A 12,291-nucleotide genomic window follows, 5' to 3' on the forward strand; every position below is an offset into this window, starting at 1 on the left:
ACCGTTCGGCGTAGCGCCAGCGGTGTCGAGGCACCGGCTTCCCTCAATGCGGCGCGGGCGGAGCACGGTCGGACGTGCCTCGCGCTGCACGCGATCGCCTCTCGTCACTGCCAGTCCAGCATTCTTGCTCGACCTGCCTCTCCGTCGCCGTCATACCTCGATAGCCAAGACGCGATCGGGAAGGGGTCGTCGGAATGAGCCGGGTTCGGCGGCATGGTCTAGGTCGCCAGGGGCGGTGTGTGCCACGTGATCGGGCTCGTCCGGCCAGAAACCGGCTAGTCCCGAATCTTCACGTCCTAGTGCCGTTGCCGCTCTACGTCACGAAAGCGCGTTCTGGAGAATGCGGCGGTGACGGACCAGCCATGCGGCTGCACGTGCCCGCCAGGCTAGCGCCCATAGCGGGTTGAAGCCGAGCACGTCCAGCTTGAGGGCCGTCGTGTCCGGAGTGATCCTGGCTTCGTCGGCTTGCTCTGCGGTGTCGTGGATGACGAACTCAATGATCCGGTCTACGAAGCCCCGGCTTCGACTCGCCGACAGGCCGTACGCATCCACGATCGCGCGGAGCTGCTGGGCGCGCTCTGTGAGCGGTGGCAGGCCGTCTCGCTTCGCCACGTCATCGTCGTGAAGCTTGGCGTTGAGCCAGCAGGCTTGCGCGAGTTCGACGAGTGGATCGACTGGGCCGGCGTGTTCCCAGTCTATGAGGGCGACTGGGAGTCCGTTGCGGGCCACGATGTTCCACGGGGCGACGTCGCAGTGACTGATGATGCGAGCAGCGCCGCCGAGGGCACGACCGAACCAAGGCTGCCATGCCGCGTCGGGAGGTGGGCGATAGGACGCGGTCGCTTTGTGCAACTCTCGGACCAACTGACCCACTGCCGCTGCCCCCTCGAGAGTCCACGGACCTGGGTGTGTGAATCCGCCCTCGATGTAGGTGAGCGTCTCGCGCCCAGAGGGGTCGAACCCGGAACCCACCACGCGCGGTGATCCGGTGAACCCGGTATCTTCAAGATGGCGCAGTAACGAGTGCACCGCGGGGGCCCAAGGACCTGTGTCCTTGACGATCACCTGTCCACGGCGATAGACCTCAGTAGGGCCACCCTCACTTAACGAGACGTCCTTGTCGGGAGCGCTTCCTTGGCTATTCTGAGAACCAGGTGACCGCATCGTCGGTTCCCTTCAATACTCTACCGCAACGCTCCAATTCACCCGCATTTCGAGTGTCTTCCCGTCAATGCCCCGCTGTGTTCGTCAACGCGCCAAGATCATTCTAGGCGGGTGAGGCCCAGGGGTCAAGCGGGGTGGCGAAAGGAAGAGGTAGTCGCTCGGAGCGGGGGACGCTTTGTCATGTGGTTAGGATGGCGTTCGTTCCCTCGGCGGTTGGTGGCTTTGTCGCTGGTGCGGGGCCTCTTGGGTCAAAGTGGCAGGCTACGCGAACACTATCGGAATGACGAAAGTGACCTGCTGTGCGTACCCGATTGCGTTCGCGCCGTCTCCGCATGGTGACACCAGCGCCGAGGCCGAGCGGGAACAGCCGCCCGCAACGGCGAATCCCACTCATCAACCCGGATTCCGGGCGAGACCATCCCTGGTGATCGTGATATGACGCGTCGTTTCCCCATCATTGCTGCTGTCGCGGTTCTGATCTTCGCCGTTGTGCAGGCAGCGCTTCCGGCGCTCGCCGACCAAGGCGCCGCACGAGATGCGCTCGACCTTGTCCGCGCGCATGCGGACGCCATGCTGCGCTACGGCACCGACCACTACGGGCCAGTGCAGACTCACTTCTTCACGCAGATGATCGACCTGCGCACCTTGCAGGCGCCGACCCAACGCACTTCCGCCGACTGGGCGGCCGAGGCCAGACAGTGGAACGAAGACACGGACTACAGCGCCTGGGGCAAGTTCTGGAATGCGAAGGAAAGCCCACAGAGCGGCAACCTCGGTCGGGACGCCGAGTTCCTCAACGCATTGTATGACCTCAGCGACATCACCGGCGACCGCACCTACGCCGACGCAGCCGACGCGTATCTGCGCGACTTCCTGGCCTATGCCGTACATCCCGATACGGGCTTTTTCGCCACCGGCGCGCACCTCAGCTACGACCTGCTCGAGGACCGCGTCTCGGGCAAGCGTCACGAGATGGAACGCCAGATCATCCCTTACGAGCGCATCTGGGATATGAAGCCAGAGGCGATTACGGACTACGCGGACGCTATCGTGGCCGGGCATTTCCAGGACCGCGAGCGTTACGGCTGGAACCGACATTCCGACTGGGATACATGCAAGCCCGGCATCGAGAACGCCAATTTCCCGGAATACGGGGCCGGGTACACCTATCTCTGGGCGTTCGCCTACTCGCGCACGAAGGACCCGAAATACCGGGAATGGATGCAGGAACTGGCGGTCTCGTACGCGTCGAAGGGCGACCCGGACACGGCGCGCTTCCCGACCTGCTGGTGGGCCGACCGCCGAATGGGCAACCCGATTGTGAGCCGCGACAACCCCGGCATGGCGCAGTTGTACCTCAAGGCATGTGAGATCGCGCCCAACCCGTGGGTGCTTTCATCCGCGCTCGCCCATCTCGACGACTGCTACCGTGACCACCCGCGATGGGAGCAGGCCGCCTGGAGCGCCTACTGGCAGGGCAAGCCGTGGGGCGGCACGACGGCCTTGCTTGCCTACAAGCTCACCGGCGATACGAAATACGTGGACTGGGCGAGGGGCTTCGCGGAGCGCTTCGCCGACATCCCGCGGCCGAAGGCGATGATGGCCATGATGGTCGCCGGGAACATGGACTTCCTGACGCAGTTGTACCTGGCTACGGGCGAGCGCCGCTGGCTGGATCAGGCGACGGAGTTCGTCGCGCTCGCGCGCCAATTCCAGCACGAGAGCGGCTTGCTTGCGGGCGCGATCGGCCTCGACCGCCCGCTCTACTACGATGCGACGCAAGGGCCGGGGTACCTGTGCGAAGCACTGCTCAGACTCTATCGCGCGTCGCTGCAGACGCCTGATCCGAAGGCGTATGTGAAGCAGCGCCTCTCGTTTCCCAGCGTTGTCCTGGAGCGCGTCCCGCACCGCTGGCCGAGTTCCCGGGCGCTCACGATGCGCGCGCGGATTGACGCGCCGCTCGGCATCGCGAATCCACGATTGGAGTACACCCGGGATGACGTGATCGGGTTCTCAGCCCCTGGGCGCAAGATTGCCCGGGGCACATACGAATTCACTATCCCTGCCATGGGGCCCGGGTTCGACGGCGAGGTATCTGTCGCAGCAAGCGCCGGCAATGGCGCCAATCCGTTGAATTGGCGCACCTCCAGATGGCACCAGGTGAGCGTGTATCCGCAGGAGACCGCTGCGGTCAGGCCGGGAGCAACAAGGATTGCCTGCGCGGCCGACGTCGAGGTGAGTGTAGCGCCGGGCGGAGGGACGCTTTCTGTAAGCCGCTACCGGTGGAATCCGGTCAGTGTCGAGCCGACCGATCCAGGGGCAGGAGTCAAGGACTACGTGCGCCTGTCCGGTACGGCGGTGCCGGTGGCCCTGCGAGTTGAGGTGCGGCCGGAAACGGTGCAGGACCTGATCGCGGAATCGCTGGGCCTCGCGCACTGGCGAGACGGCCGATGGCAGCCTGTCGAGAGCGCGTTCGATCGCGCATCAGGAACACTGTCAACTGCTGAAGCCGCGGCGGGCGTGTGGACGATAGTCGGGCAGAGCCGGATGCTGTGGAGCGTCTTCGAGCCGAACAGCTACTACGCTCCGGCGGTGGCCGATTGGCTTGGCAACGGCAAGCTGCAGCTGCTCATGCCCACCAACGGGCGCTGGGGCGGAGGCGCCTGCGGCCTGATTGACGGCGAGGGCAACGTCAGCTTCCAGCAGAAGGACCGGCTGCCGTATCCCGGAATGCGATTCGCCCCGCCTGCCGCCGCGGATGTCAACGGCGACGGCGCGCCGGAGGCCGTCGCCGCCAGTGAGGACGGCAACGTCTGGTGCATTGATCGGAGCGGCAACGTCCTCTGGGGCTACTTCGCAGGCGACCGGTTCTGGACACCGGTCGCGGTCGGCGATGTGGCTGGCGATGACACGCTCGAAGTCGCCGCATCGTGTGACAACGGCTTCCTTTACCTGCTTGACGCGAGCGGCGCAGTGCTGTGGAAGCGCGACTTCGGCGGAGGGACCGTCGAGACGTCTCCGGTCATGGCCGATGTGGACGGGGACGGGACGCTGGACGTGCTGGCGGGAAGCGGCGAGGGGAAGGTGATGGCGCTGAGGGGTGATGGCTCGGTCATCTGGGAGTACGACGGACCGCCGGGGGGAGCCAACTGCGTCACAGCTGCGGACCTCGATGGAGACGGGCGGGTCGAGGTCGCGTTGAGCTTCGGCGACGGGCAGATGCAGGTGCTCGACGCGCAGGGCGCGCCGCGCTGGAGCTATCGCTGGGAGCCGAGCGAGCCTGACCTCGCGGGCCTGTACCAGAGCGCGGCGGCCGACATCAACGGAGATGGGAAGCGGGAGATCGTCGTCGGCACGGAGGACGGCTACTGCCTGGCGTTCTCGCACGACGGGAAGCTACTGTGGAGCGCGGACATGGAGGAGCGGGCTTTCGGCTGCCCGACACTGCTCGACCTGGATGCCGACGGCGACTACGAGATCGTGATGGCCTCCACCGGCCGCGTCATCAAGGCGATCCAGGGCGACGGTTCGGTGATCTGGCGGTTCAAGCACAGGACGGCTTACTATCACACAGTAGCGGCGGACGTGAACGGCGACGGGCTGGTGGAGATCTTCGCCGCCACCCCGGGCACCAATCACTGTCTGCGCACGGGAATGCGGTGCAAGCCGTACGAAGTATTGTGGGGCATGCAACGCGGCGACGCGCGCAGATCCGCGGTGCGATAATCAGCCGCGAGGAACGACTTGCATGATCAAACGCGTCACAGGTTGGATGCTCTGCCTCGCCCTATCATCCCTGATGCTACCGAGGGCGAGCGCCGCCGGCGCCCCGCCGACGTTTCAGGATTTGATGGACCCCAGCGCGTTCCCCAAGCCGCAGTGCGGCATGACGGTGGAGTCCGCTGACCTGACGAGTCGCTCCTGGGAAGTCGTCACGACCGGCGCCCGGATCACCGCCGACCTGCGCCGCGGCGAGTTCCGCTTCGAGCAGCGCATCGGGCACGCGCGCCCCGTGGTCCGCTTGCGCTTGGGCGAGCCGCTTCGCGGCGCGCGCATGACGCATTCCAGCCGGGGGTTCGCGCGCATTACGTGCCAACGCCCGCAGCTCACCATTCGCGTCAACGGCGATTCCCTGTTCATGCTCCACGCGCACCAGCCGCTGACAGCGTCGCTCGACCCCCGCATCACCCCCGCATGGTTCGCATCCTATGGCAGCAACCACCTGCTGGTCGACGAATGGGGCGGGTTCGGCCTGTACTGCTCGGAGTCGAACCTTGATGACGGGTTCGACCCGTACGGGCGGACGGCGGCGACGTACGCGTTGCCCGCGGACTCGGTGCTCTGGATCGCGGTGTGCCCGCCGAAACCCTACCCCTGGGAGCGCTCGCTGCGAGACAACGTGGTGTGGCATCATTCCAGGGAACTCGCCTATCCGCCCGACGACGTGCTGCGTGCTTGGCGGCGGCATGGGAACATCGCGTTGCTGCAATCCGAAATCATGCTGTGGAAGGACTGGAACCTCGACTTTGCCCCGCGCCTCGGCGCGGCTGAGTTTGCCCGGGTGCGCCAGACCTGCCACGACTTGGGCCTGCGTTTCATCGTCTACACCAGCCCATACTACTTCATCAAAGGGACGCCGCTCGAGAGCAAGGCGATCAACACCTACGACGACTTCGTGGACTATCCGCCGGGCAGCGGCACCGGCGAGAACTTCGGACTCTTCATGGATGCGATCGAGCGCCTGATGAGAGAGCATCGCCCCGACGGGTTGTACTTCGATGGACAGTATCTCAGCCGTCCCGCCGCCCTGTATGCCTTAGCCCGCCGCGCCCGCGGTCTGCTCGGGGAGCACGGCCTTCTGGAATGGCACTCCACCCTCGCTCTCGGCCCCGGGCACTGCTACCTGCCGCAGGCGGATGCGTACGTGGACTTCATCCTGCGCGGCGAAGGGGACGCGAAGCTCTACTCTGATTTCGATTATCTCCGCTTCTTCGTCTCGGGCTACAATGTGAGCAATTCGATCGGCGTGCTGTGCAACAATGACGGGACGCTCAGCGCGGAACTCGCGGGTCGCGTGTTAGAGGCCAATGCGCGATTTCACACGATCGTGAGCTGGCTCCCCCGACCGGACCTGATGCGGATAATCGACCAGGACTATCGCGCGCACCTGACCCCCGATCTGCGGAAGCGCGTCGAGGCTGCGGCCGACGCGAGGCAGGCTGACGTGCCCGCGCGAGCCGCAGCCTATCGAGCGCAGGCAGCGAAGCGCGCGCTCGCGTATCGGACTGACGCAGCCGCCCTGCGGCAGTCGCCGCAGTGGGACGAGCCGCTGCTTCAGCTATCATTCGACTCCCTGCCGCGCGCGCAGCAGTTCGTCTCATCAAGCAATCCACGCCCGTTCTCCGTCGCAGACGGCGTGCTCAGGATTCACGGCCACGCGCACACCTACGCTTTCCTGTCCTTGCCGCTGAGCGGCGCGGTGCGCGGATTGGTGGTCAAGCTGCGCCAGGGCAGCGACGAGGGCATGTCGTGGGGCCCGGCGGCGCTGGTGCGCTTCGACAACGGAGCGCGTCTGCGCATCGGGACGCGAGCCGACGGGCGACTCCAGGCCGATATGACGGCGCGCCCGCTGCCGGGCGCGGAATGGCCTGCGGCGATCCCCGCGCAGCGGGAGTTGGTCGTGCCGGGAATCCGCGATCAACAGTTGCTCGCGGAGGGCTACGATCCGCAGCGTTGGGTGTGGCTGCGCGCCCGTTGGGGCGCCTACTGGGGCGTCATTGAAGCGAGTGACGACGGCGAGCGGTACCGTACGCTTTGGCGGTTCGAACACGACGGGAATTTCAGCGCCGGTGCGCAGGAACTCCTGGTCGGGAAGGTGCCTTACAACGGCCGAGCGGAGGATTTCTCCACGGCAGGTCCGCTCGGCGACTGCGAGATTGGGCTGGCACAGGTCTACTGATCGTGGGCAGCGAAAGCAATCCGAGCCGCAGGGAGTTCTTGAAGTTGGCGACAGCGGCGGTGGGACTGCTGTCGGCGACGCCGGGCGACGCGTTCGCCGCCGCGCCCGAATGTCGTCGCTCCAGGGGAGAAACCGATATGCCCGGCATTGCACTGAACGAAGATGACTCGCACTATTTCTACACGCGGGCGGGTCAGGAACTCGACGCGGAAACCGCGGCGTCGTGGGTTGACCAGTACGCCGACACGCAGATCAAGGAGTTGATGCTCTGCCCGAACTGCATGCGCACGAGCTATGCAAGCGAGGTGTGGGACCCAATCTGGCGCGGCTACGACCCCGACGGGCCGGACGACCAGCCGCTGCTCGCGAGCCTCTCCCCCGAGGAACGGAAGAGCGCGCGGCGCTGGATTCATACGGCGTGGCAGCTGCACCGGGACGGCATTGATGTCTATCAACTCTGGATCAGTCGCTGCCGCGAGCGCCGTATCTCCCCCTGGCTGTCGATGCGCATGAACGATGTCCACAACGTGGACGACGAGCGGTGCTACATCCACAGCGAGTTCTGGCGCTCGCGTCCCGACCTGCGCCGCGTGCCCTATGCGACCGGCGGCTGGGTGGAGCGCGCGTTCGATTACGGACAGGCCGAGGTCCGCGAGTACCACTTGAAGCTGATCCGCGAGCTGGCGGAACGTTATGATTTCGACGGCCTGGAGCTGGACTGGATGCGCTTCGGCTTTCACTTCCGGCCCGGGCATGAAGCCGAGGGGGCGCGGTTGCTCACGGAGTTCGTCGCGGAAGTCCGCCGCATACTCGACAGTTCCGAAAAGAAGCGCGGGCACGAGATCCGCCTCGGCGCGCGAGTGGCGTCGCGGCCGCAGACGGCGTTGGGGTTGGGCATGGACGCCGTGACGTGGGCGCGTCAGGAGCTGATCGACATGCTCGTTGTCACGCCGTTCTGGGCGACGGTCGAAACGGACATGCCGGTCGAGATCTGGCAAGATCTGCTGTGCGGGACCGACGTCGTTCTCGCGGCCGGGCTCGAGGTGCTGGTACGCCCCTATCCCGGTTATCCTGGCTACACGAGCAACTCGATCGAGACCGTCCGCGGCGCGGCCGCCGCGATGCTCGACCGCGGTGCGGATCGCATCTACCTCTTCAACTACATGGACTCCGACACCGCTATGGGAGACCTGGAGAACTACCGCACCATGCTATGCGAGATTGGGAGCCTCGACACGCTCGCGGGCAAGCCGCGCCGCCACGTCATGACGTACGCCGACACCTGGGCGCCCGGCGAGCCCCAAGCCATGCCCTTGCCCGCGTCGTGCGGAGCGGGGCAGCACAAGGCATTTCGCATCCCGACGGGTCCGAGGCCCGAGAGCGGGCAGGTCACTGCGCTGCTAGGCGTTGAGGGCGAGACCACACTCGACGCCGACACGTTGGAGGTTCGCGTCAACGGGGAGCTATGCGCGTTTAGCGGTCCGTTCGAACTCCCCGAGCCGCGACCCACATTCGCAACCTACGCTTACGCTGTGCCCGTCGCCGCGATGCATCGAGGCTACAATCTCATCGAGGTGGCGCCGAGCCGGGCGGTGACCTTCGGGTGGGTAGAGTTCTACCTCCGCCCATAGCGGCATCCCCGTCGCGCCGAGGCTGGCTGAAGCACGCGGCTTGCCTGAGCGCCGACTCATCGCCGAGCAGGTTCCGCTTGCCGGCCCACAGAACTCCCCCGCGAGGGTATCGGCGCGAAGGAGGCGACATCTCATGGCGAAGCTGCTCGTCACATACTACAGCCGCACCGGCAATACGAAGAAGATGGCCGAGGTCATCGCGCGAGCCGCCCGCGGGGTCAAAGGCGTGGAGGTCGCGCTCAAGCCCATCGAGGACGTCACGCCCAAGGACTTGCTCGGATTCGATGGCATCCTGATCGGCTCGCCCGTGTACTACGGCACGATGGCCGCCGAGGTGAAGCAACTCCTGGACGAGAGCGTAGCCCATCACGGGAAACTGGAAGGCAAGGTCGGCGGCGCGTTTGCTTCGTCGGGCGGCCCGGGCGGGGGCAATGAGACCACGGTGCTCGATATCGTCAAGGCACTGCTCATACACGGGATGATCGTACGGGGCGATCCGCAGGGGGACCATTACGGCCCCATCGCGGTGGGCGCGCCTGATGAGCGCTCTCGCAAGGAGTGCCGGCGCTTCGGTCGCAGGAACGCCGAGCTGGCCAAGCGGCTCCTGGGCTAGCGGTCCGGGAGCGGTTCGCGACGCCGCGCGACGCGCTCACCACGGACGCAGGCTGAACCCGCGGACCGGGTACGCCGATCGAAGTCACTACCTCGCTTCCGCGGGCACGTGCATGAAGAAGCCGATTCGACTAGTCCTGTCGGCGCTGTTGTGTTCCGTGTGCGTCATGACAGGTCCCAGCGATATGTTACCTTCCGCGCCGGGCGGCGATATGCGACACGTTGATCGCTCCGCGTTCTGGCGGCGCGACGAGCGCAACGTGCTGGCGGGCTTTCGCAACATGTACCACGCGACGGTTCTGCGCGTGAATGATGCCGCCTACCCCTTTCGCATGTGGTTCTTCGGCTGGGCGGCCGCCGACTGCAATCCGGGGTATCCGGGATGCGACGCCATTTTTCTCGCCCGCGGCAAGAGTCTCCAGGAGTGGGAGATCTATTGTGGTGACGGCGGGTGGGACGGCGGTGCGGATCCACGGAAATGGACACCCGTCATCACGCCGCAGGATGAGTCATATGACTCGTGGCATAACGGTGATCCTTCCGTGGTGCTGCATCGCGGGCGGTATCACATGGCCTATTCCGCCACCGGGCCGAACTCGGATGGCATCGCCGCGGGGCAGGCGGGTGATGGCGATGGCGACTTGTACTGCGTCATGGGCGCGGTCTCGGATGACGGCATCCGGTGGGAGAAAGCGGCGCAGCCGCTGTTGATCCACGAACCGGAAATCGGCGCGCCGGGCGATGCGAGGATTGAGATATTCAAGCACGGGATGTACCATCGCCCGTCGCTGTTGTTCGATGATGGGCGGTGGCGGCTGTGGTTCGACTATTGGACCGGATCAGACATCGCGATGGGATATGCCGAGGCGGACGAGGATGACTTCATGCAGAGCGGCGGCTTTCGCGTCCTGCGCGCCGGGGACGAGCCTCTGCTGCACGAATGGCCGAACCCCTCCGTCGTCAAGTGGCAGGGCAAGTACTGTGCGTTCGCCGACCCCAGCGGGTACGGCGAGGGATGGGCGGGCAGACAGTTGGCTGAGGCCGAATCGGATGACGGTATCCACTGGCGCGTCCTCGGGTGGCTGCCTCCGGATTCGGACACTCCTGCGTGTCATGTGCCGTCCGCGACCATCGTAAGCCACGGCGATGAGGACCGCCTCGTCGTCTTCTACTCGTGCCAGGTCGGTGGGGAGCCGTACGACTATCGCTACGACAGAATACGGTATATGACACGATCCAGGACACCGTAGCTGCCGCGAGCCCGCCGGCTCGCGCGGCGGCTGCCGCCCTCCGCGCAGCACGGGTCTAGAGGTCCGCACGATTATGACATGCCAGATACTGGTCGGTGCTCTGATTTGTCTGATCGTCGCCGCGGAGCACGCCGCAGCAGACGGCGGCGATGGGATCGCACGAATGCTTCAGAACAAGCAATGCCGCATCGAGTTTGACACCGCGACAGGAGCGCTGCGCCGCATTGTGAATCGCGAGGCGGCGGACGAGTGCCTGAAATCCCCGCGATCCAACACCATTCCCTTTCGCATCTACGCTGACTTCACGAAGGAATACGAGTTAGGCGATGACCCGGCGGCGATCAGCCGGTCGGTCATACAGCCGGGCTCATGCCAGCTAAGGGAACTGACCCGCTACAAGAATACCCTCGGCCTCTGCTACGCAGGCGACGGACTGGAAGCGTGGCTCCGCGTGACCCTGCCCAGAGGCACGGGCGTCTCGGACTGGTCGCTTCGCGTCACTAACCGCGGAACCGATCCGCGCGACGTCATGGTCAGCTTTCCTTGTCTCGACGGCGTGCGGCTTGGGCCCGAGGGAGCGACGAACCTCGCGACCGCCATGAATCAGGCCGGCGCGATCACGCCCGCCTGGGCTCATAGCGGCGGGGTCGTGGGTAACGGCGGTCAGGTCTCCATGCAGTGGCACTCGATCTGGGATCCTGAGTCGCGCAGTGCCCTCGGCCTCATCATGATGGATCCGGACGCACAGCCGAAGATGCTGGTGCTGAGCGAGCCGTCGGTCGAGGTGCGCCACTTCCCGCCGCGCACGCTGGCCCCCGGCGAGAGCATGGAACTCCCGGCGGCGCGGATCCTGGTGTACCGTGGAGATTGGCGACCCGCGGCGCGGGCATACCGCAAGTGGTTCAGCCGGGCCTACAAGCTCGTCAAACCGCCGGCCTGGTTCCGCACCTCAAACGGCTGCGAGGGGCGGCATTTCAAGAAGGGCGGGCCCGGCGTTACACCGGACCATGGCGGACAGTTCTGCCTCGATACTTTCGCGCAATTGCCCGCAGCGCATCTGCGCGTGCCGATTGACAACCTGGAGTATGCGTTCTACAGCCGAGGTTCGATGCTGCACGGCGTGCACACCGACGGCGACAACGTCGTGCGCGAGGACATGGGCGGCGCCGCAGCTATGAGAAATGGCATCGCCGCCCTGCATCATCTCGGGCTCCACGCGACTCTCTACATCGAGGGATACATCGTCCACAAGGAGAGCGAACTAGCCAAGAGCGGCAAGGCCGAGCGCTGGTCCGTCATGCGCAGGGATGGCGGCATCACCGGCAACTACACGTCACAGGGGTTCTACCACATGTGCCCGGGCTGTGTGGAATGGCAGGATCACCTCGCGCACACCGTCGAACGCCTGCTTCGGGAGACGGGCGCCGACGGTGTGCGGCTGGACTCCCTCGGCTTCTACTTCCTGCCGTGCTACAACCCGGCGCACGAGCACGATACGCCATTCGGCTATAACGACTGGATGAAGCAACTGCTGTCGAAGGTGCGCCGCGCCGCGTTGTCGGCGAACCCCAATGCGCTGCTGACGACCGAAGCGCCGGTGGACTGGTACGGACAATGGTTCCACGGCGCGTTGACCCAGGTCTACCCGCGCGACCTGCCCCCGATGCGTCTCGCG

Annotated in this window: 7 protein-coding genes; 6 read left to right on the forward strand and 1 reads right to left on the reverse strand. The window is 65.6% G+C overall.

Going from position 1 to position 12,291, the window contains the following annotated elements:
- Positions 1-318 precede the first annotated feature (318 nt).
- Entirely contained in the window at positions 319-1,164 is an 846-nt protein-coding gene (locus JSV65_03715; GenBank protein UCH35468.1) for a phosphotransferase, read from the reverse strand.
- Positions 1,165-1,599: 435 nt separating this feature from the next.
- On the opposite strand from JSV65_03715, the gene JSV65_03720 reads away from it, so the two are divergent.
- From JSV65_03720 to JSV65_03745, 6 genes are all read left to right on the forward strand, one after another.
- Positions 1,600-4,890, forward strand: a complete 3,291-nt coding sequence (locus JSV65_03720; GenBank protein ID UCH35469.1) for a VCBS repeat-containing protein — start codon at positions 1,600-1,602, stop codon at positions 4,888-4,890.
- 22 nt (positions 4,891-4,912) lie between these two features.
- On the forward strand, positions 4,913-7,123 hold the full coding sequence (locus JSV65_03725) for a hypothetical protein (GenBank protein UCH35470.1): 2,211 nt from the start codon (positions 4,913-4,915) through the stop codon (positions 7,121-7,123).
- Between the two features lie 38 nt (positions 7,124-7,161).
- Complete coding sequence (locus JSV65_03730; protein UCH35471.1) at positions 7,162-8,754, forward strand: hypothetical protein; 1,593 nt, start codon at positions 7,162-7,164, stop codon at positions 8,752-8,754.
- Between the two features lie 133 nt (positions 8,755-8,887).
- Positions 8,888-9,367: an NAD(P)H-dependent oxidoreductase gene (locus JSV65_03735; GenBank protein UCH35472.1), complete on the forward strand. Its 480-nt coding sequence runs from the start codon at positions 8,888-8,890 to the stop codon at positions 9,365-9,367.
- A 211-nt stretch (positions 9,368-9,578) separates the two neighbouring features.
- A complete protein-coding gene (locus JSV65_03740) occupies positions 9,579-10,616 on the forward strand; it encodes a hypothetical protein (protein ID UCH35473.1) in 1,038 nt (345 codons plus the stop codon).
- 163 nt (positions 10,617-10,779) lie between these two features.
- Positions 10,780-12,291, forward strand: a 1,512-nt coding sequence (locus JSV65_03745) for a hypothetical protein (protein UCH35474.1), incomplete at its 3' end; no start/stop codon positions are given.

The sequence above is a fragment of the Armatimonadota bacterium genome (genome assembly GCA_020354555.1).
GTDB lineage: Bacteria > Armatimonadota > Hebobacteria.

Excerpts from the sequence above, each read along its gene's own strand:
- JSV65_03715 (UCH35468.1), bottom strand. The coding sequence starts at position 1,164 with ATGCGGTCACCTGGTTCTCAGAATAGCCAAGGAAGCGCTCCCGACAAG.
- JSV65_03720 (UCH35469.1), top strand. The coding sequence starts at position 1,600 with ATGACGCGTCGTTTCCCCATCATTGCTGCTGTCGCGGTTCTGATCTTC.
- JSV65_03725 (UCH35470.1), top strand. The coding sequence starts at position 4,913 with ATGATCAAACGCGTCACAGGTTGGATGCTCTGCCTCGCCCTATCATCC.
- JSV65_03735 (UCH35472.1), top strand. The coding sequence starts at position 8,888 with ATGGCGAAGCTGCTCGTCACATACTACAGCCGCACCGGCAATACGAAG.
- JSV65_03740 (UCH35473.1), top strand. The coding sequence starts at position 9,579 with ATGCGACACGTTGATCGCTCCGCGTTCTGGCGGCGCGACGAGCGCAAC.